Here is a 23,560-nt window from a genome sequence, read left to right on the forward strand (position 1 = left end):
CCGGTCTTATGATGCATTTTTCCTCCGCTGAACGTGAAACATTTTTCGAATTACTACGCTGGCGGCGCGACGTGCGTCACTTCCGGGATAAGGCGGTCCCAGAAGACATGGTCCGTGCTTTGCGAAAAGCGATGGATTATGCCCCCTCGGTCGGAAATGCGAGGCCATGGCGGGTATTTTGTGCTGAAAGCACAGAAAAGCGCCACGCCGTGCATGATATTTTCCGCAACGCCAATCTTGAAGCCGCCGCGATCTATCAGGAGGCGCGCGCCGAACAATATCGCTCCTTGAAGCTCGAAGGCATTGCAAAAGCGCCTTTGCAGCTTGCGATCTTCACCGAGATGGAGCCGCTCGAAGGTCATGGGCTCGGGCGCCAGTCGATGGCCGCCACGCTCGAACACAGTACAGCCATGGCAGTGCAGAATCTCAACCTTGCGGCGAGAATATTCGGACTTGGCGTCGGCATGGTTTCCATTCTCGACCCCGATGCCATGAAAGAATTATTCAACGTACCGACAAGCTGGCGTTTCAGCCTTTATCTTTGTATCGGCTGGCCGGAATTTGAAGGCGACATGCCCTTGCTGCACAAGCAGGGATGGCAGGAAAACCGCGATACCCTCTGGCAACCGGCCTGAGAGTGACTTTATAGGCGGTCTTTACTCCATTCGTGCTGCATTATATCCGAGGTTACCCAAATCCCTCGCTGGAGCAGATATCATGTACAGTCCTGCTATCGCTTTTCTTAACCGCAAGGCGTCATTCTGCGCCACAGGACTGGCATTTGGCACCTTGTTCTTCGCCATGGCGCTTACACCGAGCCTCATTCCAAGAACGCCGCTGGTACAAGGTCTACTCTGCGGACTGCTCTTTGCTATCGGCTACGGTATTGGCGTTCTGTGCACTGCATTATGGCGCTATCTTGAACTGCCGACATTGCCACACCGCCAAAAAATTGCCCTGAAAACCGTAACAGGCGGCATCTGTCTTGCAATCGCCATTGCAGCTCTTGCATCTTCCGCCGACTGGCAAAATGCCGTGCGTGCTGCCATGCAGATGCCGCCGGTCGCCTCCGCTTATCCGGTCACCCTGACCGCCATAGCGACAGCACTTTTCTTGGCGCTGCTGATCCTCGCCCGCCTGTTGCTCAGCCTGGCCCGATATCTGTCATCGAAGTTGCATATCCTCGTACCACGGCGGGTCGCCACCGTTTTTGGCGCATTGATAACGCTCTTCATCGTCTGGAATATCGCCAACGGATTGCTTGTCAAAACGGCGTTTCAATCGCTTGATGCCTCTTTCAAGCGCTATGATGCACTGATTGAAGCTGACCGTATGAAACCATCGGCACCGGAAAAAACCGGCAGCACCGCATCGCTCATCGACTGGCAGGATCTGGGCCGGGCTGGCCGCGAGTTCATTGCCTCCGCGCCAGAAAGAGGTGAGATTTCCGCCTTCACAAGCCGGAATGCAATCGATCCTGTCCGCGTTTATGTCGGGCTCAATGTCAGCGACGATCCCAGAGAAAGAGCAAAACACGCGCTAGCGGAACTGGAACGACAGAGAGGTTTCGAGCGCGCAGTTCTGGTCATCATCGTGCCGACCGGCACCGGATGGGTCGACCCCTCCGCCATGACCGGGCTCGAATTCCTCCATGACGGGGATGTCGCCAGCATCGCCATGCAGTATTCCTATCTCAACAGTCCGTTGTCGCTACTGTTTCAGCCCGAATATGGCGCGGATTCAGCACGTGCCCTGTTTGAAACCGTCTATGAGCGCTGGAAGGAGCTACCCGCCGAAAAAAGGCCGAAAATCTATTTACACGGCTTGAGCCTCGGCGCATTCAATTCACAGAATTCCGTATCGCTTTTCGAGATACTGGATGCGCCGCTCAACGGCGCCTTGTGGAGCGGTCCACCTTTTCCAAGCCCGTTATGGCGCTCGCTGAGCGCAAGCCGCAAGCCAAGCTCACCACAATGGCTGCCGGTGGTGCGCGACGGGTCCTTCGTTCGCTTCATGAACCAGAACGGCGAAGCACCGGGAAATGGGACGCATTGGGGCACCATGCGTACCATCTATCTTCAATATGCCAGTGATGCGATTACCTTCTTCGACAGCAGTATTTTCTACCGTGAACCCGACTGGATGAAAGCCCCGCGTGGACCGGACGTCGCTGGGGAACTGCGCTGGTATCCCATCGTGACGGGGCTGCAACTCACCATCGACATGGCGCTGGCCGACACAGCCCCCATGGGCTATGGCCATGTCTACGCACCGGAGCATTATCTGGAAGCCTGGCAAAAGATCACCGAACCTGCGGGCTGGACGGACAGCGAAATAACCCGGCTGAAGCGCTATCTGCGAGCCAAGGTGGACGAAGGCAATGCCGACGGGTTCGAACAGCGCGGCGGTTAGAGCGCCTTATTTGGCCGCACCTTTCACGCTGAGCACGATGAACTGCGTCACGACAAACAATATTTGGGTGGAACCTCGAAACCGCGTGAGACGTTTTATCAATCAAGGAATATTTCCCAGGTTATACACCGACCTTTCTCTATAATAATTGCGATGTAGATTTGGGATATTCTGCGGTTTCCGTTCGCAGCGGATGCCTGTAATCTGTATGAACGATGATGCAACGGGATGACCAGAGTGCTCAAGAAAAAGGAACCCAACCGGCTTTCGCGATCGATTCTGACAGCGATCCGCAACAGACCGGGGTTCAGGCCGCTCGATACCGATACTTCGGGCGGCGATATTGTGATCGCTTCCTATAATGTCCATAAATGCGTCGGCATCGACAAGCAGTTCGACCCGCAGCGCATCGCCGACGTAATCAGCGAACTAGACGCCGATGTCGTGGCTCTTCAGGAGGCCGACAAACGCTTTGGCGAGCGCACCGGTCTTCTCGACCTCGGCCTTCTGGAACGCCGTCACGGCCTCCTCCCCGTCCCGATTACCGCAACCACGCCCAAGGGCCATGGCTGGCACGGCAATGTGTTGCTGTTTCGCGAAGGAATGGTGCGCTCGGTCCGGCAACTCAAACTGCCCGGCGTCGAGCCGCGCGGTGCACTGGTGGCAGACTTGCAATTTCCCGCCGGACCCCTGCGTATTATCGCCGCCCATCTCGGCTTATTGAAGCGCTCGCGCGAGCAACAGGCCGAAACAATTCTTTCCGCCTTGCAGGAAGCAGACACCCTGCCAACATTGCTGATCGGCGATCTCAACGAATGGCGCATCGGCAAACGGTCTTCACTCGCAGCTCTCAAGCCAACATTCGATCACGTTGCGACTGCAGTGCCGAGCTTTCCCTCACGCTTTCCGGTCTTCGCGCTGGATCGGGTTTTGGGCGCGCCAAACAATTTGGTTACCGCAGTCGAGGTGCATAATACACCACTGGCGCGCGTAGCTTCCGACCATCTGCCGCTTAAAGCGCACCTGGATCTGAAATCTGCAACGGACCTTCTCGAAAGCCTGCATATGCAGGAGGCTGAGAGCAAGACCGGATCCTAAATTTCGGCTTCAGAGATAGGGCGAGCCGAGCCAGATGATGCGGTCGATGAGGCGCACCAGAAAGGAGCGCTTCTTCAGGCGCGCGAGGTTGACCTCGCGGCTACCTTCGATCACCTTGCCAATCCGCTCTTCCACCTGCCGCGCCACGTCGCGGTCGAGGATTTCCAGATCGACCTCGAAATTCAGCCTGAGCGAACGCGGGTCGATATTGGATGAGCCAACATAAGACCAGGCGCCGTCGATGGTCATGAGCTTGGAATGATTGAAGGCACCGCCCGCCCGCCAGATACGGCAGCCGTCCTTCAAGAGCTGATCGAACTGCGCGCGCATTGCGCGATCCACAAGCTTGAGATTATTGACGCCCGGCACGACGATATCCACCGACACGCCACGGCGCGCAGCTGTCACCAGCGCGCTGATCAGTTCGCGGTCGGGCAAAAGATAAGGCGTCATGATCAGGATATGCTGCTCGGCAATCGAAAATGCCCCCATCATCATACGCTGGTTGGTCTCGATATTCTTGTCCGGCCCCGATCCGATGACGCGCACCAGCGTGCCGGTGCCGGGCGGGTTTTCCGGCGGCGCGATGCTCCAGGCCTCCCCTCCCAGCAATTCACCGGTCGCAAAGCGCCAATCCTCGGAGGCGAGATGAAAAAGATCGGCGATAGCCGGGCCCTCCAACATGAAATGTGTGTCGAAGGCGACCGCATCACCAGCAATCTCCCGGACAAAACCACCGCGAATATTCATGCCACCCGTAAAGCCATGGCGACCATCAACCACGAGTATCTTGCGGTGCGTGCGCAGATTGGCATAGGGAAGCTTGAGACCTATGATGATGTTGCCGTTGAAGACATCAACGATCACGCCTTTTTCCCTGAGCAGGCTGACAATGCTCGGATAGGAATAACGCGCACCAACGGCATCGACCAGAACACGCACCTCTACGCCGCGTTTCACCGCCTCACCCAGCGCTTCCGCAAACTTCTCGCCGATTACGTCGCGGTCGAAAATATAGGTTTCGAGCAGAATGCTCCGTTCAGCCTTGCCGATGGCATCCAGCATCGCCGCATAGGCTTCGTCTCCGCTCTCCAGCATTTCGATGCGATTACCGCTGGTGAAATCATACAAGCTGACGGCATCGCCTAAAATCTTCATCGCGCCAAACTGCCGCCCGAAGGCAGCGCGTACGAGATCATTGGTCGTATCGAAATGCGACAGGTGATAGAGCGCGATATGACCCATGGCGCGCTGCTCGCTAAGCGATGAGCGGCGGATGCGGTTGACGCCAGCAATGGCATAGACCACGGCCCCGATGATCGGCGACAGAACGATCACACCAACCCAGCCGAGCGCCGTTCTGACTTCATCCTTCGTCATCGTCGCATGAATAGCCGCCAGCGCACCCAGAACGATCGACAGGGCGGCCAGAATATGCGGCCAATAATGGGATACCAGATCGAACATCGACACTTTTCCAACAATGCGGCTAGGCGACTAAAAGCGTTGTAGCCGTGAGATCATTCAAATCACCGGCAAACTTATGCTTCCGGCGGTTTTTTTTGATTTGACATTTGAACGGTTTGTCGTGGCATGTGGGGTTCAAATCTCAAACGCAATCCACTAAAAATAAAAACAGCGTGACGCCAAGATATGGGATCACGAAGAAGCGTATTGCAAGTCAAATAATGCGTGCATTGCCCGCGCGCTCAAGCTCTGGTCAAATGCGTGTTATGGCTTATAGTGTACCAAGATTTGGAACATCTGAGGAACACTCACATGGCAACCGTGAACAAAGCTCTTGAAAATTCTGTCATACCGGCTGAACTCTCCAGGAAATGGGGATGGTTCGTTGCGCTCGGTGTAGCCCTTCTCATTCTCGGTGGAATCGCTTTCGGCAATCTTGTTCTTGCCACCGTAGTTTCGGTTTATTATGTCGGCATCATGATGCTGATTGCTGGCGTCATCGAGATCATCCACTCTTTTGGCGTAAAAAGCTGGGGCAGCTTTTTCTTCTGGCTGTTGAGTGGCCTGCTTTATACGGCAGCGGGCATCGTTGCCTTCGTCAACCCTATTCTTACGGCGGGCGTCCTCACCTTCCTTCTGGCCGCAGCCCTGCTTGGCTCCGGCGCATTTCGCATCTGGCTCGGCTTCAAATCGAAACCCGCCTCAGGCTGGGGCTGGATCGTTGCCACAGGTGTGATTACCGTCCTTGCAGGTTTGCTGATTGCCGCACAATGGCCGGTCAACAGCCTGTTCATTCTTGGAATCTTCCTCGCCGTCGACCTGATTTTCCAGGGCTGGGCGTTTATAGCTGTCGGCCTTGGTATCAAGGGCCGCTAATCAATTTTAAAAAAGCGAAGCGGCGCATCACGTGCCGCGTTTGCATTTAAACTCGACCTTTTGGCCAAGTGCTGCTAGATCGTGCGCAAATCTCGGTGCACGCAACCGTGCCACCTGTCCCTTCGCCAATACGAGTTTCTTCATGCCCGCTGACAATCCCGTTTCCAAGCGCCGAACCTTCGCGATCATCGCGCACCCGGACGCCGGTAAGACGACCTTGACCGAAAAGCTGCTGCTATTCGGCGGTGCCATTCAGCTGGCCGGCGAAGTGAAAGCTAAAAAGGACCGCATCCAGACCCGCTCGGACTGGATGAACATCGAGCGTGATCGCGGCATTTCCGTCGTCACCTCGGTGATGACGTTTGAATACAAGGACTGCATCTTCAATCTGCTCGACACACCGGGCCACGAAGATTTTGCCGACGATACCTACCGCACGCTGACGGCAGTCGACAGCGCCGTTATGGTCATCGACGCTGCCAAGGGTATCGAGCCGCGTACGCTGAAGCTCTTTGAAGTCTGCCGCATGCGCGACATTCCTATTGTTACCTTCATCAACAAGATGGACCGCGAAGCACGCGACCCGCTGGAAATTCTCGACGAGATTGAGGAAAAACTGGCGCTCGATACGGCCCCCATCACATGGCCCATCGGTTCTGGCAAAAGCTTTGCCGGCACCTTTGATCTGCATAACAGCTCTATGCGCCAGAAGGATGCGGAAGAGCAACCGACCAAGGTCAGTGGACCTGAAGAGGCTGCAAAACTCCTGCCCGAAAACGAACGCTCGGCATGGCTTGAAAGCACGGAGCTCGCACAGGGCGTCTGCCGTACTTTTGATCTGGAGGCCTTTCGCGAAGGTCATATGACGCCAGTTTATTTCGGCTCGGCGCTCAAGAATTTCGGTGTGCGAGACCTGATCGAGGCGTTCTGCGATTTTGGCCCAGCACCACGCGAACAGCAGGCCGATATTCGCATGGTGACCCCGGACGAAGACAAGATGACAGGCTTCGTTTTCAAGATTCAGGCCAATATGGACCCGAACCATCGCGACCGTATCGCCTTTCTGCGCGTCTGTTCAGGAAAATTATCGCGCGGCATGAAAGCCAAGTTGGTGCGCACGGGAAAGCCGATGAGCTTGTCGGCACCGCAATTCTTCTTTGCCCGCTCGCGCCAGATCGCCGATGAAGCCTTTGCTGGTGACGTGGTCGGCATCCCCAACCATGGCACGCTGCGCATAGGCGACACGCTAACCGAGGGCGAGGAGATCCTGTTCCGTGGTGTGCCAAATTTTGCGCCTGAAATCCTGCGCCGTGTGCGTCTGGACGACGCCATGAAAGCCAAGAAGCTGCGCGAGGCGCTGCAACAGATGGCGGAAGAAGGCGTGGTGCAGCTTTTTGTGCCCGATGATGGCTCACCGTCCATTGTCGGCGTGGTCGGAGCACTTCAGATCGACGTTCTGACCGAGCGTCTCAAAATCGAATATTCTCTCCCTGTCGGCTTTGAATTGTCGCGCTTTTCCGTATGTCGCTGGATTTCAGCCGACGATCCGGTCGAACTCGACCGCTTCATGGCCTCTCATCGCGCCGACATCGCCCATGATCTCGACAATGACCCGGTGTTTCTGGCCCAGAACGGTTTCTCATTGAACTATGAGGCCGAGCGCTGGCCGGATATCCGCTTTGCCGCGATCAAGGACTATCAGGTTCGCGACAAAGCCTGACCTCCCAGCAAGCTTGCGGCGATTTTCTCCGCCAGCCTTTGTGCAACATCTGCCTTGTTCATTTCAGGCCATTCTTCGGTTCCAGAGTGGCTGAGAATGCGTACCCGGTTTTTGTCGCCACCCATGACGTCGCCCGATACATCATTGGCGACAATCCAGTCGGCGCCTTTCTTCTCAAGCTTGCGCGCAGCATTTGCCAGCAGATCCTGCGTTTCGGCGGCAAAGCCCACCACGAGACGGGGACGCTTGTCACTGTGGCCGACGCCTGCGAGAATATCCGGGTTCTCGACCATGGAAAGTGTGGGCGCATCCTCGCCTGGCTTTTTCTTGATCTTGTGATCTGCCGCATTGGACGTGCGCCAGTCGGCAACGGCTGCGACCATAACCGCCGCATCAGCCGGAAGATGCTTTTCCACCGCCGCCTGCATGTCTCGCGCCGTCTCGACGTGGATGACGTTAACGCCTTCAGGATCAGGAATTGCAACCGGCCCTGATACAAGATGTACCGTGGCACCCAGCCGAGCAAGGGCGTTTGCAATGGCATGCCCCTGCTTGCCCGACGACCGATTGGCAATGTAGCGCACCGGATCGATTGGCTCATGGGTCGGCCCCGATGTCATAACGATGGTCTTACCTGAAAGCGGACGAGCCTGCGGTGCAAGCAGGTTTTCGATTGCTGCAACAATTGTTAGCGGTTCACTCATGCGCCCCGTGCCTGCCTCACCACTTTCGGCCATTTCCCCCTTCTCCGGTCCAGTAAAGAGCACGGCATCTCTTTCAAGCGTCAGGCGATTGCGTCTGGTGGCCGGATTGTCCCACATTGCCGGGTTCATGGCAGGCACAAGCAGTACGGGCACCTTGCGGGCGAGCAACACAGCACTTGCAAGATCACCGGCCAGACCATGCGCCATCTTGGCCATCAGATCGGCGGTAGCGGGCGCGACGACGATGAGATCAGCATCGCGGGCAAGCCTGATATGCCCAACATCCTGCTCGTCCTCGCGCGAGAAAAGATCGGTATAAACATGACTTGCCGAAACAGCCCCAATTGTCAGCGGCGTCACAAACTGCTGTGCCGCAGCCGTCATAACCGGGAGCACATGTGCGCCACGCTCGCGCAAGCGGCGAATAAGATCGGGCACCTTGTAGGCGGCAATCCCGCCGCCGATGATCAAGAGAATGCGCTTACCGTTTAGCGTCCCCGCCGACGCTGTAGTAACTGCAACCCGCTTCGGTGTATGGTCCAGACCAGCCAGAAGAAGCCGCGCCTCTTCTTCCATGGAGCGCCCGTTTTGCGCGGCGCGAATACGCAGCCGTTCTTTCGCGGCATCATCGAGATTGCGGATGGTAAGACTGGCCATTTGATTGCACCTAATATTTAAAGTGCAATCATTGAAATCACCTTTAACGTGAATTGTCACTCTTTTGTTGAAAATCGAGTAAATTCAAAGCTCGATATAAAGCTTTATCGCTATTGCCGCGAGCGAAATTGCAATCACAATCTGCGCAATGCGACCCCAACGCGAATGCCGCGCTTCCGCACGCCCAATTGCTTCGGCAGTCGCCGCATCGAAACGCAACCCCTTATCAGCCATTTCGTCGAGCGCCGCAGAAGCGCGATCCACCCGCGCCACCAGTTCCGGCGTCTTGCGGGTAAAATGCAACAGCGCATAGGCGCTGTCTTTCGCATCGAGCAGCATGCCCTGCGGACCGAGATTTTTGGCGATCCAGTCACCAACCACGGGTTCCGCCGCTTTCCACATATTGAAATGCGGATCGAGCGTTCGTGAAACCCCTTCAACCACCACCATGGTTTTCTGAAGCATCAAGAGTTCCGGACGCGTCTGCATATCGAAAAGCTCCGTCACCTCGAAAAGCAACGTCAGAAGCTTGGCCATGGAGATGGTTTCGGCAGGCTGGCCGTGAATGGGTTCGCCAATGGCGCGGATTGCCTGCGCAAAACTTGCCACATCATGGGTATGCGGCACATAACCCGCCTCGAAATGTACCTCTGCCACCCGCCTGTAATCGCGTGTGATGAAGCCATAGAGGATTTCAGCCAGAAACCGCCGCTGCTGCTTGTTGAGCCGACCGGTAATACCGAAATCAACCGCAACGATCATACCCTGATGATCGACGAAGAGATTACCCGGATGCATATCGGCATGGAAAAAACCATCGCGCAATGTATGGCGCAGGAAAGACTGGATCAGCGTTTCGGCTAGTTTCTTCAGATCGAAACCGGCAGCCGCAAGCCCCGCAATATCCGACATCTTGACGCCGTCAATCCACTCAAGCGTAAGCACATCGCGACCCGTCCGCTCCCAGTCAACCGTTGGAACGCGGAAGCCCGTATCATCCTTGATGTTCTCGGCGATTTCCGACAAGGCGGCGGCTTCAAGCCGCAAGTCCATTTCAATACGCGTGCTCTGCGCGAGAGTATCAACCATCTCGACCGGACGTAGCCTGCGTGCAAAAGGCACATAATGCTCCTGCATCCGCGCGACCATATAAAAACTTTCCAGATCACGCGCAAAACGCTGACGCACACCGGGCCGGATTACCTTGACCGCCACTTTGCGTGGTACGCCATCCTTGATCACGTCAGCCGGATGCACTTGCGCCATCGAGGCGGCGGCAATGGGTGTGCCGAAATGTGCGAACAGATCATCGATTGTCCGACCAAGCGACCCCTCGACCGTCTGCACGGCATCAGCCTGCGGGAAAAAATCAAGACGGTCCTGCAGGAGTTCCAGATCGGCGGCAACATCACGACCGACGATATCGGGACGGGTTGCCAGAAACTGGCCGAGCTTGACATAAGACGGACCAAGCTTGTTCATCGCCCGCGACATACGCTCCGAACGCTGCATATGCTTTGCACGCGGACGCGCCAAAAGGCCAGCCATTTTATGGCCCAGCTCAGCAGGACCGGAAAGCCCCTCAGCCGGAAGCGCGCTTATCACGCCTTCGCGGGTCAAAATCCATCCGGCCCGCATCAGCCGGAACGTGGCAAAAATATTGCTCATTCAGGCGCGCTTTCACTCACAATCAACATAGCTATGCTCAAAGCTTCCAACCCGAATGAAGTGCTGCAATACCGCCCGTAAAATTACGATAGCTTACGCGATCAAATCCCGCCGTCTCGATCATTCTGGCAAAATCCTGCTGTTTAGGAAATTTGCGAATGGATTCGACCAGATAACTGTAGGAATCGGCATCCCCCGTAATCATCTTGCCGATGCGCGGAATGGCATGAAACGACCATTGATCATAAACCTTGTCGAGGATCGGCAGTTCGACCTCGGAGAACTCGAGGCACAAAAAGCGCCCGCCGGGTTTCAAAACTCGCCAGGCTTCAGATAGAGCCTTGTCGATATGCGGCACGTTGCGGATACCGAAAGCAATCGTATAGGCGTCGAAGCTGTTATCCTCGAATGGCAGACTTTCGGCATTAGCCTCGACAAATTCGAGATTATCGAGGAGGCCCTTCTTGACGGCTCTCTCGCGTCCCACACCAAGCATCGAGCCATTAATATCGAGAACCGTCACATGCGCCTGCTGCCCGGAGGCTTCGACGATGCGAAACGCAATATCGCCCGTGCCGCCCGCAACATCAAGCGATGTCCAGCCCGCCCGTTTGGAGGGCGCAAGCCAGGCAATCATCGCATCTTTCCAGACGCGGTGCATGCCCGCCGACATCAGATCGTTCATCACGTCGTAACGCTTGGCGACCTTATGGAAAACATCATTGACCAGGTTTTGCTTTTCAGTCTCGTTCACCGCTCGAAAGCCGAATGAGTGCTCCATGCCGCCTTCTGCGCCCACCCGGTCCGCATTGCCTTTTTGCTGGCTCATAGCTCATCCTGCTTTTAATTTTTACGACGATGATTTCAGTCATCCATATAAAGCTTGTACCCTATGATACAAGCCTGCTCTCTAATTGGCACACTCTATATTGACGAAGACGATAATGGCACAAAGCTGTTACCACTACCCCTTTTGTGTATATCGACGCATTTATGACGGCGTGCCGTGATGCACCGGCTTGCGTTTGGCATAAAAATGATCGAAGAAACATAAAAATACGCGTGCGCCTGCCACGCTTTTTCCGATGCGTTTCCTTATCCGTTTTCGGGGGGCGCACTCTGCCGCCAAGGCTAAAGCGATAAAAAGAAAAGTGGAAAGATCATGGGCGTTACAGTCGTCAGCCATCCCCTTGTCCAGCACAAGCTCACAATTATGCGCAAGCGCGAAACCTCGACCGGCAGCTTTCGCCGGCTATTGAAGGAAATATCGCTGCTGCTCTGCTATGAAGTAACACGTGATCTCGAACTCACCACAACCACCATCCAAACGCCGCTGGTAGAAATGGAAGCCCCCATTCTCGAAGGCAAGAAACTTGTTTTCGCCTCCATCCTGCGTGCAGGCAACGGTCTGCTGGAAGGCATGCTCGATCTGGTGCCCGCGGCTCGCGTTGCCCATATCGGCCTTTATCGTGATCATGACACGCTTCAGCCCATCGAATATTATTTCAAAGCGCCCGAAGACATCGTCAATCGCCTCATCATCGTGGTCGACCCGATGTTGGCTACCGCTAATTCGGCCATTGCGGCAATCGACAAGCTAAAAGAGCGCGGCGCAACCAATATCCGTTTCCTCTGCCTGCTGGCTTCACCTGAAGGCGTAGAGCGCTTCACGAAGGCCCATCCCGATGTCGATATATTTACCGCTTCAATCGATGATCGTCTCGACGAGAAAGGCTATATCGTACCGGGCCTTGGGGATGCGGGCGACCGTATGTACGGCACGAAGTAACAGCCGCCTTTTTCTGTTCCAACCCTCGCACGAACGGACCTGACACCATGAACAAGGAAGAACGTCTTACCGAGCTTGAAATCCGGATCGTCGAACAGGAAAAAACCATCGATGAATTGTCTTCCGTGCTCGCGCAGCAATGGAAAACAATCGACCAGCTTTCCAAGAAGCTGAACGCCCTCACTGACCAATTTTTGCTTCTTGAAGAACAGGCCGCACCGGACGTGCCTGTCACCAAGCCACCTCACTGGTGATCCGATGCTCAAAATTATTGATCTGGCCACCCGGCCTGATCTCATCCCGATCTGTGCTAACTGGAACCATGGCGAATGGGGTGCATCGAGCGGCATGGACCGGGATACAGTCCTGCTGGCTTTTGAAAAACTCATTCAATCCGCTGATCGGCAAGCTGCACGCATAGCGCTCTGGAACGGGGAAGCAGCCGGACTTGCACTGCTCATTGACAATGATCTGGAAACCCATCCTCATCTGACACCATGGATAGCAAGCGTCTTCGTCAGCCCCGCGCATCGCGGCAAAGGCATTGCCAAAAAGCTGGTTGGCGAAATCGAGGCCGCGGCCGCAGCCTTGGGCTACAAGGAAGCCTATCTCTACACCGAAAAACCGGATCTTTACCGACAAGTCGGCTGGCATGATTTTGAGGAACTCAACGATGAGAATGCCGGAATGCTGATCCTAAGAAAGCAGATCGCACGATAAAACAATGAAACGCGCGCTAAGCGCGCGATCATGGCCCTCAATCGCTTAAAATGATTCAGATTACTCATTGCGCACGCGGCATGGGGCAACTCACTCCTGTGCCCCGCAATCCGCAATAACCGTTCGGGTTTTTTGCAAGATATTGCTGATGATAATCCTCGGCGTAATAAAACTCCGGCGCATCGGCAATTTCGGTGGTGATCGGTCCAAGCCCCTTTGCAGCTAGGGCCTTGGCGTAGACTTCATGACTTTTTTCGACCACGCCACGATCTGCATCGTTAAAAGTATAAATGACCGAACGATAGGTCGTACCGATATCGTTGCCCTGACGCATACCCTGAGTGGGATCGTGTTCTTCCCAGAAAAGCATCAGCAATTCATTGAGATCGACCCGCTTGGGATCATAAACCACGAGCACGACTTCGGCGTGCCCCGTCAACCCCGTGCACGTTTCTTCATAGGTCGGGTTGGGTGTTATACCGCCAGCATAACCGACCGCGGTTACATAGACGCCAGGCATCTCCCAAAACATCCGTTCAGCACCCCAGAAACACCCCATACCGAACAGGATTGTTTTAAAGCCATCCGGCCATGGACCTTCGAGTGGGTGACCGGTGACGAAATGGCCAGCCGGGATCGCAACAGGCTTCGCACGTCCCGGTAATGCATCGTCAGCCGTCGGCATTTCGATCTTTTTGCGATAGGTGTCGAAAAAAGGCATGGGCGATAACTCCTGAGGCTGGATTGTCAGGCGGTAAAGCGTCCCAGAGGCCGCTTACGCCGATATCCCGCTATATAGAACAATAATGCAAGCACCCCGAAAACGAACCAGCCGGGCTGCGCCAGCACCGGGACGAGGATCTTTTCCCAAGCACCCTCTCCTATATAGTGCGCTGTCAACGTTTGTGCATCGGCAACGGATTCAGGATTATAGTTCGACCAGATGAACAGCAGAGACCGACTGACGGGCTGCGCCGCACCGATCGAACGTGCACCGTCGAGTACGGCAAACACGACAGACAGCATCAGAAAAATAATCGCGCAAACCCGCAAAATAATTTGGATCATGATTCTCTGCTCAAGCCTCGCTTCTCCTAGCCATTCTTGCCTATTCCGCTCTACTCGCCTGCCGGTACCGGCAGATTGACATCATATCACAAGACGAGCGTGCCCTTCAAAATCGCAAAAAGAAAAAGTTCCGCATTAAAAGTGTTTAAAAACAAACAATTGGCCAGACTTTCATCCAAAAGAAACTCAAGAAAGATATTTGATTGAAAAACTTGCAAATATCGGTTGATCCGGAGTGTATTCTGGCTATATTGCGCGCCGCGACCATTGATTGGCGACCAACCAGCGCCTGTTAGAAAATGGTATCTCGTTTGCAGATAGAAATCACCGCCGGATGCGGTCTCCCTGCAAAATATAAAACGGAGAGGTGGCCGAGTGGTTGAAGGCGCACGCCTGGAAAGTGTGTATACGGGGAACCGTATCGCGGGTTCGAATCCCGCTCTCTCCGCCATTTGATGTTCGCTCAGAATATTTAGAAAAGCGATGCAATGCGCGCAGAGTTTTGCGCAGGCATGTGCGGCACCACGACAAGCTGCTTCACGTCACCGCGTTTGAAGGCACGCAGGAAGCGGGCATAATCGCGAAACACTACGCAGCCGTTGGAATCGCCACGCCGTCGCAGCATATAAGTGTGCGCTAGCAACCCATCACGATTATAGCGGTTGTTGCCGTCGATCGGTGTCAGGCGAATAGCCTCCACGCCATGAAAGAGCGCCTCACGCATGCGCAGATTATAGGTATGGGGCGGTGTCGGTCCACGGTTTTTCTGCTTCGTATAATTCGGGTTGTCGCGCATGGCGCCAAGCCCGGAATGCGCTTCCAGCCGTTCACCGTTCGGCATATAAACGGTTGCTGCGGCAATATCGTAAACAGCCACACGATTCCCATACGCATGCGCATGGGAAGTTCCAAACAGGCGGCGACCGGGGCTATCCGTTTCAGCCGTTTGCGGCGCATAGGCAAATCTGGACGGAGCCTGTTTGCGCGGGACGGCGATAACAGGCTTTCTTGCGGGCAGCGGAACGTCTTCAGGCAAAAATTCTTCGTCACGGGAGAAATCGGCGACGGTAGCTTTCGTTTCCCGTTCGGGCGCCAATTCCGGAAGCGGCACTGAATGTTCGGCTGATGCAAGACGGACTGGTTCAGCATCTTGTAGAATGGTTACGTAAGCCAGAGCCGTCGCTTTGAGTGCAGCCAGTTTTTCACCCAAAATATCAGCGATTGGCGTGACTTCGATCACCGATTGAGGGCCAATATCTGTGATAATCGGCCTGTCCTCTGCCGCGAACCTGCGGCGCCAGTCGAGATTGGAATAGGCGGATTGCGCCGTATATGCATTGATAAAACTCTGCCGTATCGATTGTGACGGCGCGTGTTTCTGTTGACCTAGCGCTAGCGGCAGGCGACGCATAACCGGGACAATAGGCGCATAGGCCGGAATGATCGCTTCCAGTGTTCCGAGCGCTGCCATGATCCAGCTCGCCGTAAGGATTGCCGCCAGAAGCAAAGCTAAAAACCGCGCAAAACCTTGCCATCCAAATGGAAGCCCGATGCTCTTGCTGCGTGGAGCCGCATAATCATACATATCTGTTGCAAACGCCATGATACCAACCGTACTGGAACGCGGTTCTGTTTCTTCTGCAAAAGCCGATAGCAAGGAAGAGGCTCAAAACCTTGACATCAGAATGACGAATTATGGTAACCAAATCCTTACAAACCAAGACCCGGTGCAAAATTGCACTGATCCTGTTTCACTGCATTACCTGTTACTAATGCGAATGAACGCTTGGTCTCAAACAGGCTAAATGTCATCCTGTCTTGGTACAGCCCCCATCTGGAGAAGTTTGATGCGCCAGCAGTTCGACCTTTTTGCCCCTCCCGCCGAGGAGAGGGAAGGACGAGCAAGCGTGCATCGCCCGCGCCAGAAACCACGCTCCGAACAAGGCAGAGTGGTCGTTCCCGATGAAGCGGAGATGGTCAGGCGCCTTAAAGATAGCGGATGTTATCGTATCTTGCAGCGTCTTGATCCGCCGCCAACTGTTGCTGATCCCGACCGAGTGGCCTTTCCGCGTCTTGGCATAGTGATCGACACGGAAACCACCGGGCTTAATCCCTCGCAGGAAGAAATTATCGAAATTGGCGCTGTTGTCTTTTGCTATGCCGATGACGGCAGCATTGGCGATGTTTGTGCGACCTTTGGCGCTTTACAGCAACCATCAAAACCCATTCCCGCAGAAATCACCCGCATCACCGGCATTACCGATGACATGGTAAAGGGACAAACGATCCCAAGAGAAGAACTGGAAAGGCTGATCGGTGAAGCCGATATCATCATTGCGCATAATGCCGGCTTCGACAGGCCTTTTCTGGAGCGTTTTTCACCCGTCTTTGCCAACAAGCCATGGGCTTGCTCAGTCAAGGAAGTGGACTGGACCGCGCGTGGTTTTGAAGGTGCCAAACTTGGCTATCTGATCGGGCAGAGCGGCTATTTCCATAATGGCCATCGCGCCGAAGATGATTGCCAAGCCTTGCTGGCGGTTTTGAAAGAACAATCGGGTAAGACAACGCCTTTTGCCGAATTGCTGAAAGCCAGCCAGAAATCGCGCCTGCGCATCTATGCCGAAAACAGCCCGTTCGAGATGAAAGATCATCTCAAAGCCCGCGGCTATCGCTGGTCGGACGGTAATGACGGACGCCCCAAATCATGGTGGACCGAAGTAGGTGAAGACGAACTTGAGGCCGAGCTTGAATATCTTCGCACCGAGATTTACGGCTGGCGCGATGCGGAACCGCTGATCCAGAAACTGACCGCCATGGAACGCTACAAGGAACGTGCTCCCGTTCGTCCGCGCACCTAAACGGGCTTCAGTACCGCATTTATTAATGCCTTTGTATAGGCATGTTGCGGATGGTCGAAAACCTGTGCCGTCGGCCCTTCCTCGACAATAAGGCCTTGATATAGGACGGCTACACGGTCGGTGACAGTGTGCACGACGCCAAGATCATGGCTGATGAAAAGATAGCTGAGGCCGAATTTCTTGCGCAGTTCCAGCATCAGTTCGAGAACCTGCGCCTGAATGGATGCATCAAGCGCCGAGACGGGTTCATCGGCAATAATCAGTGCGGGACGGGTGATGAGCGCACGCGCAATTGCAATGCGCTGGCGTTGCCCGCCGGAAAACTCATGCGGGTATTTTTGCGCGGCTTCTTTTGGCAACCCCACCGCTTCAAGCACCTCGTAAATCCGGGCACCGCGTTCCAAAGCGCTTGTTTGCGGTTCTAATGAGACGACCGGCTCAGCAAGGATACGACCGACCTTGTGACGCGGATCGAGCGAACCGTAAGGGTCCTGAAAGATCGCCTGAAAGCCTTTACGGGCCGTGCGCAATCCTTCACGGCTCAAGGTATAAATGTCCTGTCCGGCAATCAGAACCTGTCCCGCTTGCGGCTTTTCAAGCCCCATGATGGCACGCGCCAGCGTCGATTTGCCAGAACCGCTTTCGCCCACAATGCCAACACTCTCGCCTTGGGCGATCTCCAGATTGATGCCATGCAATGCCCTGACTTTCTGCTGTCGGGCAAACAGCGATGTGCGCGGCAATGGATAATCGCGCACAAGGTTTTTTACTTGCAAAATGGGCTTGGTTGCAAAATGTTCTGACGGCGGCAAGTCATGTGTTTGAGGCTGCGCCAGTTCGCGCATGACGGTCTTTGTTTCACCCGCCTTGACGATACGTCCTTGCTCCATGACGGCGACACGCTCCGTCATGCGCGACACAACACCAAGATCATGGCTGATCAGCATCAGCGCCATGCCCGTCTCCTCGATCAATTCATCGAGAAGCGTCAGAATTTGTGCCTGCACCGTCACATCAAGCGCTGTAGTCGGTTCGTCGGCAATCAACAGATCGGGCGCACAGGCAATGGCCATGGCAATCATCACGCGCTGGCGCTGCCCGCCGGACAGTTGATGCGGATAAAGATCAAGATCAAAGCGCGGCGCGGGCAGCCCGACACGGTCCAGCAGACGTCGCGCCTCGCGCTCGGCATTGGCACGGCTTTCGCCAAGATGCAGACGGCGTCCTTCTGTAATCTGGGCACCGATGCTTTTGACCGGATTAAGCGCCGTCATCGGCTCCTGAAAGATCATCGCCATGCGCCGTCCACGTAAGGTACAAAGCTTGGTCTCCGGCAGGGTGATGAGGTTTTCGCCCTCAAAGCAAAGATTTCCGCTTGCGCGCATTGTTTCAGGCAACAGCCCCATCACGGCCAGTGCCGCCATGGATTTGCCGCTGCCGGACGGACCCACGATGCCGAGACGCTCGCCGCGATCAAGCGTCAGCGTGATGCCCGACAGGATATCGACGGAGCGAGCCGCGGAATGAAGTGCTACCGACAGATCTGCCAATTCAAGAAGAGGTGCGCTCATCCTTGCCTCCGCAATCGCGGGTCGAGAATGTCGCGCAAACCATCGCCCAGCATGTTGAGGCCCAAAACGGCAAAGGTGATGGCAAGACCGGGGAAGAGCGCAAGCCACGGCGCATCGTAAATAAAGGTCTGGGCATCGTTGAGCATCTTGCCCCAGCTTGGAGCGGGCGGCTGTGTTCCCAGTCCGACATAGGAGAGCCCCGCTTCGGCAACAATTGCCAGTGCAAACTGGATCGTCATCTGCACAATCAGCACGTGATTGATATTGGGCAGGACATGCGACACCGTTATGGCAGCGTCGCTGCGCCCGGCACAGCGTGCCGCCAGCACATAATCACGCTGCCATATGCCAAGGGCTGCGCCACGCGTGACACGCGCGAAGACCGGAATGTTGAAAATACCAATGGCAATCATCGCATTGATCGCACCGGGGCCGAAAATCGCCGTGATGATGACGGCGGTCAAAAGGGCCGGAAAGGCAAAGGCCAGATCTGTCATGCGCATGACAAACCCATCCACATAACCGCCACGTGCCGCCGCAATCGCACCCAGCGGAATACCGATCCCGGCACCGACCAGAACGGCAATCACCGATACCGCAAGCGTATTGCGTGCGCCGACCATGATCATGGAAAAAACATCGCGACCAAAACTGTCGGTGCCAAAAAGATGGCCTAGGCCCGGTCCCTGCAACTTGTCGGCAAAATTCATTGCGGTCGGCGACCACGGCGTCCAGACGAGAGAAACCAGCGCCATAACGGTCAATAGTGCCGTAATGCATGTGCCAAGGGTGAGATTGCGGTTCATCGCGCCGCCTTTGCCGAAAGACGCGGGTCGAGAAAACCATAGATGAGATCGATGATGAAATTGACCGCGATCACGCAAGCGGCCAGCAGCGTTACCAGCGATTGCACAGTCATAAGATCACGCTGCGCGATGGCCTGAAACACCAGACGCCCGGTGCCCGGCAGATTAAAGACATTCTCGATGATGATGGTTCCGGCCAGAAGAAACGAGAATTGCAACCCGATGATGGTGACGACCGGGATCAGCGCATTGGGGACGGCATGACGCCACAGTGCCGCCTTGCGGGTCAGCCCCTTGGCCCGCGCAGTTCGCACGAAATCCTCACCGAGTGTCTCGATGACGGAGGAACGCGTAACGCGGGCAAGAATGGCGGCAAGCGGCAAGGCGAGCGCCAAGGCGGGCAAAACCAGAGAGCGTAGACCGTTCCAGAATCCACCCTCCCAGCCTGCGAAACCCGAAGCCGGAAACCAGCCAAGTTGCAATGCGAACAGCAGGATGAGCAGCAGTCCGAGCCAGAAATTGGGGATAGCGACCCCGACCTGCGCCACGCCCATGGAAAGCAGATCACCCACTCTGCCGCGCCTTGAAGCTGCATAGACACCAAGCGGAATGGCGACTGCGATCGAAAGCAACATGGACAAAAGTGCGAGCGGCAGCGTGACCATGATACGGGGACCAAGCAAGTCGCTGATCGGCACGGAATAAGTATAGCTCGTGCCGAAATCACCTTTGAGGAAACCGCCGATCCATTCGAGATAGCGCCACCACAAAGGTTGATCAAGGCCAAGCTGCCGATGGAGGGCGGCAAGTGTTTCAGGCTCGGCATTCATGCCGAGCATAACCGCTGCCGGATCTCCTGGCAAAAGCTGCATCAGTAAAAAGACGATGAGGGATGCCGCGAGTGTGGTCAGTAGAAGCGAGATCAGGCGAGCGGATATGTAAGCCAGCAAGGCGACCTACTCCCAATAGGCTTGTGTCAGGTCATCCGCCGGGATCGGCATGTTCTTCCACAGACCTTTGACTTTTTTATTCCAGACGCCGATTTTCGGTAGCGCATAAAGAAAAATATTAGGCGTGTCTGCAGCGAGCTTCTCCTGCAGTTTTTTGACAAGCTGCAATTGCTCTTCGTCGCTCCCTGCTTCTGCATAGGCCTTGTAGAGCGCCTTATAGTCGGCGTTGTCATAATTGAAGTAATAGCTGTCCCGCGCATAGATATCGAGGTCGCGTGCCTCGGTATGCGCGATGATCGTGGCGTCATAATCGGAACGTTTGAATACCTGATCGAGCCATTGCGCGAATTCAATCGGCACCAGATTGACCTGAATACCCACTTCCGCCAACATGGCCGCAATGATCTCGCCACCGCGCCGCGCATAAACCGGCGGTGGCAATGTGACGGTGATGCGGGTTCCAGATGCAACCCCTGCTTCCTGCAAAAGCTTTTTTGCCTTGGCAGGATCATAGGGATAGGTTTGCGCAAGATCGATAAAGCCTGGATCGACCGGTGCATAATGCGAGCCGATGGGCGTGCCAACGCCCGAATAAGTGCCGTCAATCAGCGCCTTTGTGTCGATGGCGTGGGCAAGAGCCTGCCGTACCTTGATATTATTAAAGGGCGCTTTGGCATTGTTGAGCGCCAGCAAGACCTTGCCTGCGCTATCGCCCACTTCGACATGCAATTTATCGTCATTCCTGAAACGATTGATGAGTTCAGGCGCCTGAAACATGGGGAAGGCATCAATGTCACCGGCAAGCATCGCTGCTGCCGCAGCTGTTGGATCGCTTACAAAACGAAACGTGACAGCGGAGAGTTTTGCAGGTTCACCCCAATAATCGGGATTGCGCTCCAGCTCGACCCGGTCTCCCTGCACCCAACGCTTGAAACGAAACGGCCCCGTGCCGATCGGTTTGGTCTTGTTGGTTGCTGCCGATTGTGGCGCAATCATCACCGCGTCGCCCCAGCCCATATTAAACAGGAAGTTTGAAGCCGGTCGTTTCAGCGTGATAACAGCCGTTGTCGCATCGGGACATTGCGTAGTGGCAATCGGTTCAAACAGGCCTTTTTGCGCATTGGTGGAATCGGAGGCCACAGCACGCTCATAGGAAAATTTCACAACCGCGCAATCAAAGGGCGTACCATCGTGGAACTGGACGCCTTCCTGCAGTTTGAACCGGTAAGTCAGCTTGTCATCGGATACGGTCCAGCTTTCAGCCAGCAGCGGTTTTACCGTTCCATCCTCGGCAATCCGCACCAGGCCTTCATAGAGATTGGCATAGGTCACCTGCCGTATGCCGGCGGCAGCATTGGCGGTCGGGTCCAGCCCCGGCGGTTCCAGCACTTCGCCGACGATCAGCGTATCTTTTGCAAAGACACCATTGATGGATGCCAGCATGATCGCTGTCACAAGCGTCGCGTTCAGCAGATGGCCCATAGCTCCCCTCACTCCTGTATACTCTAATGTAACCGCCACCGTTTCAGTTGCTTCGCACGCTTTTAACAGCTGACAGGGAATAATTATAGGTTCCAAGGTTTTGAGACCTTTACATTCGGGGCAAGGTTCGTGACAACGTTTCCTATACAGAGCATCCGGTCCGTTCTGCACCTTATGTCATTACCGGTTGGTGAAATGAAGCACGAAATTGCTATTCAAAAAGGTCCATCCGCAGCGCTCGATGGATTGCCGAAGCCGCGTATTTACTGGGCTTGGGCGACCCTGATGGTGGGTTTGACATTGGCGGTTGTGGACGGGACAATCGCCAGTGTCGCCTTGCCGACAATCGCCGCTCATTTTTCCGCAGGTCCCGCCGCCTCCATCTGGATCGTGAATGGGTATCAGCTCGCAATCGTGATCAGCCTGCTGCCACTTGCGGTTCTTGGTGAGATTTACGGCTATCGCCGCGTGTATCTTTTGGGTGTTTCCCTGTTCACCGTCGCTTCGATCGCCTGCGTGTTTGCACGCTCACTGGAAGTACTCACCCTTGCCCGCATCGTACAGGGGTTCGGAGCGGCTGGGCTTATGAGTGTCAATACAGCACTTTTACGCTATATAGTTCCTCAAGCAAAATTCGGCACGGCAATCGGTGTTAACGCCCTTGTCGTCGCCCTGTCCTCAACGATCGGACCAACACTTGCCGGTGTTATCTTGTCATGGTTCACCTGGCCGTGGCTGTTTGCGATCAACATTCCCTTAGGCGTTGCCGCGGTTGCCATGGGTATCGTGAGCCTACCGGAAAATGATCGTTCTCAACGCAAATTCGATATCGTCAGCGCGATATTGAGCGCTCTCATGATCGGGCTTCTGGTGACGACAATCGACAGCGCTGGCAGCGATGAAGGCTATGGCATTGTCTTGCTTCAAGCCGTTTTATGTCTTGGGGCTGGAATCTGGCTTACCCGCCGATCCTTGCGCATGCCCGAACCGCTGCTGCCGCTCGATCTGCTGCGCATTCCGGTGTTCACGCTGTCATTGTGCACCTCGATCATGTCGTTTCTGGCACAAATGATGGCATTCATCTCCCTGCCGTTTCTGTTTCAAACCGTATTCGGTTTCAAGCCCATCGAGGTCGGCTTTCTCATGATGCCCTGGCCCATTGCGCTGGCACTGGTGGCGCCGCTTTCCGGCAAGTTATCCGATAAACACTCACCAGCGATTCTTGGGCTCTTGGGACTCATAACCTTTGCGACCGGCCTGGCATTGATGGGTATGCTGCCTCCCCAGCCGACGATTGCCGATATTAGCTGGCGCATGGCCATCTGCGGCATTGGTTTCGGGCTGTTTCAGCCCCCCAACAATCGCTTGATCATGGCGTCCACTCCTCGCTCCCGCAGCGGGGCTGGAAGTGGTATGCTCGGCACTGCGCGGCTGCTGGGGCAATCGCTTGGTGCGGCTTTTGTCGCTCTCTTGATGGCAAAATGGGGGGTAGCAGGGATACCCTCCATGCTGCTTATCGCTTCAGGCTTTGCCTTGCTCGCTTCCCTGATCAGCGCGTCGCGGCTCAAACGTTGAATAGTCGACCGAGACTTACCCTCATCCACAGGGATAAAAAATCTTATGTCCGAGCGCAGTTTCTCTGTTGCAATCTACAACGCGTTGGTTCATATACCGCCTGCCTGACAGAGATGATTTGTCTCCGGAAAGACTGGCG

At 55.2% G+C, this 23,560-nt stretch carries 21 protein-coding genes and 1 tRNA gene; 11 read left to right on the forward strand and 11 right to left on the reverse strand.

Annotation, left to right across the window (positions count from 1 at the left end; genetic code table 11):
• Positions 1–11: 11 nt before the first annotated feature.
• The 3 genes from bluB to AAIB41_RS07440 all read left to right on the forward strand — a co-directional run bounded on the left by bluB (position 12) and on the right by AAIB41_RS07440 (position 3,510).
• Positions 12–635, forward strand: coding sequence for a 5,6-dimethylbenzimidazole synthase (gene bluB, locus AAIB41_RS07430; RefSeq protein ID WP_343312675.1), 624 nt, complete (start codon positions 12–14; stop codon positions 633–635).
• A gap of 82 nt (positions 636–717) precedes the next feature.
• Entirely contained in the window at positions 718–2,412 is a 1,695-nt protein-coding gene (locus AAIB41_RS07435) for an alpha/beta-hydrolase family protein (RefSeq protein WP_343312676.1), read from the forward strand.
• Positions 2,413–2,649: 237 nt separating this feature from the next.
• Positions 2,650–3,510 (forward strand): endonuclease/exonuclease/phosphatase family protein, encoded by an 861-nt coding sequence (locus tag AAIB41_RS07440; RefSeq protein ID WP_343314701.1) that lies wholly within the window; start codon positions 2,650–2,652, stop codon positions 3,508–3,510.
• A gap of 9 nt (positions 3,511–3,519) precedes the next feature.
• On the opposite strand, the gene AAIB41_RS07445 is transcribed toward AAIB41_RS07440, so the two are convergent.
• Positions 3,520–4,977: a phospholipase D-like domain-containing protein gene (locus tag AAIB41_RS07445; RefSeq protein WP_343312678.1), complete on the reverse strand. Its 1,458-nt coding sequence runs from the start codon at positions 4,975–4,977 to the stop codon at positions 3,520–3,522.
• Between the two features lie 312 nt (positions 4,978–5,289).
• Here AAIB41_RS07445 and AAIB41_RS07450 point away from each other — a divergent pair, with 312 nt between their 5' ends.
• Positions 5,290–5,853, forward strand: coding sequence for an HdeD family acid-resistance protein (locus AAIB41_RS07450; RefSeq protein ID WP_343312680.1), 564 nt, complete (start codon positions 5,290–5,292; stop codon positions 5,851–5,853).
• A 142-nt stretch (positions 5,854–5,995) separates the two neighbouring features.
• Positions 5,996–7,573, forward strand: coding sequence for a peptide chain release factor 3 (locus AAIB41_RS07455; RefSeq protein WP_343312682.1), 1,578 nt, complete (start codon positions 5,996–5,998; stop codon positions 7,571–7,573).
• On the opposite strand, the gene coaBC is transcribed toward AAIB41_RS07455, so the two are convergent.
• From coaBC to ubiE, 3 genes are all read right to left on the reverse strand, one after another.
• Positions 7,552–8,934 (reverse strand): bifunctional phosphopantothenoylcysteine decarboxylase/phosphopantothenate--cysteine ligase CoaBC, encoded by a 1,383-nt coding sequence (coaBC, locus tag AAIB41_RS07460; protein ID WP_343312683.1) that lies wholly within the window; start codon positions 8,932–8,934, stop codon positions 7,552–7,554. The two genes, AAIB41_RS07455 and coaBC, sit on opposite strands and share 22 nt — an antisense overlap.
• A gap of 84 nt (positions 8,935–9,018) precedes the next feature.
• On the reverse strand, positions 9,019–10,602 hold the full coding sequence (ubiB, locus tag AAIB41_RS07465) for a 2-polyprenylphenol 6-hydroxylase (RefSeq protein WP_343312685.1): 1,584 nt from the start codon (positions 10,600–10,602) through the stop codon (positions 9,019–9,021).
• A 37-nt stretch (positions 10,603–10,639) separates the two neighbouring features.
• Positions 10,640–11,431: a bifunctional demethylmenaquinone methyltransferase/2-methoxy-6-polyprenyl-1,4-benzoquinol methylase UbiE gene (gene ubiE / locus AAIB41_RS07470; RefSeq protein WP_343312686.1), complete on the reverse strand. Its 792-nt coding sequence runs from the start codon at positions 11,429–11,431 to the stop codon at positions 10,640–10,642.
• A 333-nt stretch (positions 11,432–11,764) separates the two neighbouring features.
• Here ubiE and upp point away from each other — a divergent pair, with 333 nt between their 5' ends.
• The 3 genes from upp to AAIB41_RS07485 are packed head-to-tail and all read left to right on the forward strand — an operon-like array spanning position 11,765 to position 13,111.
• Complete coding sequence (upp, locus tag AAIB41_RS07475) at positions 11,765–12,391, forward strand: uracil phosphoribosyltransferase (RefSeq protein WP_343312687.1); 627 nt, start codon at positions 11,765–11,767, stop codon at positions 12,389–12,391.
• A 47-nt stretch (positions 12,392–12,438) separates the two neighbouring features.
• Complete coding sequence (locus AAIB41_RS07480) at positions 12,439–12,645, forward strand: SlyX family protein (protein WP_343312688.1); 207 nt, start codon at positions 12,439–12,441, stop codon at positions 12,643–12,645.
• A gap of 4 nt (positions 12,646–12,649) precedes the next feature.
• A complete protein-coding gene (locus tag AAIB41_RS07485) occupies positions 12,650–13,111 on the forward strand; it encodes a GNAT family N-acetyltransferase (RefSeq protein ID WP_343312689.1) in 462 nt (153 codons plus the stop codon).
• Positions 13,112–13,175: 64 nt separating this feature from the next.
• Here the strand turns inward: AAIB41_RS07485 and msrA are convergent, their stop codons facing one another.
• On the reverse strand, positions 13,176–13,832 hold the full coding sequence (msrA, locus tag AAIB41_RS07490; protein WP_343312690.1) for a peptide-methionine (S)-S-oxide reductase MsrA: 657 nt from the start codon (positions 13,830–13,832) through the stop codon (positions 13,176–13,178).
• Positions 13,833–13,858: 26 nt separating this feature from the next.
• Positions 13,859–14,179 (reverse strand): hypothetical protein, encoded by a 321-nt coding sequence (locus AAIB41_RS07495; protein ID WP_343312691.1) that lies wholly within the window; start codon positions 14,177–14,179, stop codon positions 13,859–13,861.
• A 361-nt stretch (positions 14,180–14,540) separates the two neighbouring features.
• Here AAIB41_RS07495 and AAIB41_RS07500 point away from each other — a divergent pair.
• Positions 14,541–14,630 (forward strand) — tRNA-Ser (locus AAIB41_RS07500).
• Between the two features lie 21 nt (positions 14,631–14,651).
• Here AAIB41_RS07500 and AAIB41_RS07505 read toward each other — a convergent pair.
• Positions 14,652–15,782, reverse strand: coding sequence for a DUF2778 domain-containing protein (locus AAIB41_RS07505; protein ID WP_343312692.1), 1,131 nt, complete (start codon positions 15,780–15,782; stop codon positions 14,652–14,654).
• 244 nt (positions 15,783–16,026) lie between these two features.
• Here AAIB41_RS07505 and AAIB41_RS07510 point away from each other — a divergent pair, with 244 nt between their 5' ends.
• Entirely contained in the window at positions 16,027–17,037 is a 1,011-nt protein-coding gene (locus AAIB41_RS07510; protein WP_343312693.1) for a 3'-5' exonuclease, read from the forward strand.
• On the opposite strand, the gene AAIB41_RS07515 is transcribed toward AAIB41_RS07510, so the two are convergent.
• From AAIB41_RS07515 to AAIB41_RS07530, 4 genes are read right to left on the reverse strand one after another with little or no spacing between them, the layout of a single operon-like run.
• The gene (locus AAIB41_RS07515; RefSeq protein WP_343312694.1) at positions 17,034–18,608 is read right to left on the reverse strand and encodes a dipeptide ABC transporter ATP-binding protein; all 1,575 of its coding nucleotides are present in this window, start codon (positions 18,606–18,608) and stop codon (positions 17,034–17,036) included. The two genes, AAIB41_RS07510 and AAIB41_RS07515, sit on opposite strands and share 4 nt — an antisense overlap.
• Positions 18,605–19,414: an ABC transporter permease gene (locus AAIB41_RS07520; RefSeq protein WP_343312695.1), complete on the reverse strand. Its 810-nt coding sequence runs from the start codon at positions 19,412–19,414 to the stop codon at positions 18,605–18,607. The genes AAIB41_RS07515 and AAIB41_RS07520 overlap by 4 nt, the downstream gene beginning before the upstream one ends.
• Entirely contained in the window at positions 19,411–20,364 is a 954-nt protein-coding gene (locus AAIB41_RS07525) for an ABC transporter permease (protein WP_343312696.1), read from the reverse strand. The genes AAIB41_RS07520 and AAIB41_RS07525 overlap by 4 nt, the downstream gene beginning before the upstream one ends.
• A 6-nt stretch (positions 20,365–20,370) precedes the next feature.
• Positions 20,371–21,846 carry an ABC transporter substrate-binding protein gene (locus tag AAIB41_RS07530; RefSeq protein ID WP_343312697.1) on the reverse strand — a complete coding sequence of 492 codons (1,476 nt, stop codon included), beginning with the start codon at positions 21,844–21,846 and terminating at the stop codon, positions 20,371–20,373.
• 195 nt (positions 21,847–22,041) lie between these two features.
• Here AAIB41_RS07530 and AAIB41_RS07535 point away from each other — a divergent pair, with 195 nt between their 5' ends.
• Entirely contained in the window at positions 22,042–23,421 is a 1,380-nt protein-coding gene (locus tag AAIB41_RS07535) for an MFS transporter (protein ID WP_343312698.1), read from the forward strand.
• Positions 23,422–23,560 lie beyond the last annotated feature (139 nt).

Origin of the sequence: Brucella sp. BE17 (genome assembly GCF_039545455.1) — a bacterium.
Taxonomy (GTDB): domain Bacteria; phylum Pseudomonadota; class Alphaproteobacteria; order Rhizobiales; family Rhizobiaceae; genus Brucella.

Excerpts from the sequence above, each read along its gene's own strand:
- bluB (WP_343312675.1), top strand. The coding sequence starts at position 12 with ATGCATTTTTCCTCCGCTGAACGTGAAACATTTTTCGAATTACTACGC.
- AAIB41_RS07435 (WP_343312676.1), top strand. The coding sequence starts at position 718 with ATGTACAGTCCTGCTATCGCTTTTCTTAACCGCAAGGCGTCATTCTGC.
- AAIB41_RS07445 (WP_343312678.1), bottom strand. The coding sequence starts at position 4,977 with ATGTTCGATCTGGTATCCCATTATTGGCCGCATATTCTGGCCGCCCTG.
- AAIB41_RS07450 (WP_343312680.1), top strand. The coding sequence starts at position 5,290 with ATGGCAACCGTGAACAAAGCTCTTGAAAATTCTGTCATACCGGCTGAA.
- AAIB41_RS07455 (WP_343312682.1), top strand. The coding sequence starts at position 5,996 with ATGCCCGCTGACAATCCCGTTTCCAAGCGCCGAACCTTCGCGATCATC.
- coaBC (WP_343312683.1), bottom strand. The coding sequence starts at position 8,934 with ATGGCCAGTCTTACCATCCGCAATCTCGATGATGCCGCGAAAGAACGG.
- ubiB (WP_343312685.1), bottom strand. The coding sequence starts at position 10,602 with ATGAGCAATATTTTTGCCACGTTCCGGCTGATGCGGGCCGGATGGATT.
- ubiE (WP_343312686.1), bottom strand. The coding sequence starts at position 11,431 with ATGAGCCAGCAAAAAGGCAATGCGGACCGGGTGGGCGCAGAAGGCGGC.
- upp (WP_343312687.1), top strand. The coding sequence starts at position 11,765 with ATGGGCGTTACAGTCGTCAGCCATCCCCTTGTCCAGCACAAGCTCACA.
- AAIB41_RS07480 (WP_343312688.1), top strand. The coding sequence starts at position 12,439 with ATGAACAAGGAAGAACGTCTTACCGAGCTTGAAATCCGGATCGTCGAA.
- AAIB41_RS07485 (WP_343312689.1), top strand. The coding sequence starts at position 12,650 with ATGCTCAAAATTATTGATCTGGCCACCCGGCCTGATCTCATCCCGATC.
- msrA (WP_343312690.1), bottom strand. The coding sequence starts at position 13,832 with ATGCCTTTTTTCGACACCTATCGCAAAAAGATCGAAATGCCGACGGCT.
- AAIB41_RS07495 (WP_343312691.1), bottom strand. The coding sequence starts at position 14,179 with ATGATCCAAATTATTTTGCGGGTTTGCGCGATTATTTTTCTGATGCTG.
- AAIB41_RS07505 (WP_343312692.1), bottom strand. The coding sequence starts at position 15,782 with ATGGCGTTTGCAACAGATATGTATGATTATGCGGCTCCACGCAGCAAG.
- AAIB41_RS07510 (WP_343312693.1), top strand. The coding sequence starts at position 16,027 with ATGCGCCAGCAGTTCGACCTTTTTGCCCCTCCCGCCGAGGAGAGGGAA.
- AAIB41_RS07515 (WP_343312694.1), bottom strand. The coding sequence starts at position 18,608 with ATGAGCGCACCTCTTCTTGAATTGGCAGATCTGTCGGTAGCACTTCAT.
- AAIB41_RS07520 (WP_343312695.1), bottom strand. The coding sequence starts at position 19,414 with ATGAACCGCAATCTCACCCTTGGCACATGCATTACGGCACTATTGACC.
- AAIB41_RS07530 (WP_343312697.1), bottom strand. The coding sequence starts at position 21,846 with ATGGGCCATCTGCTGAACGCGACGCTTGTGACAGCGATCATGCTGGCA.
- AAIB41_RS07535 (WP_343312698.1), top strand. The coding sequence starts at position 22,042 with ATGAAGCACGAAATTGCTATTCAAAAAGGTCCATCCGCAGCGCTCGAT.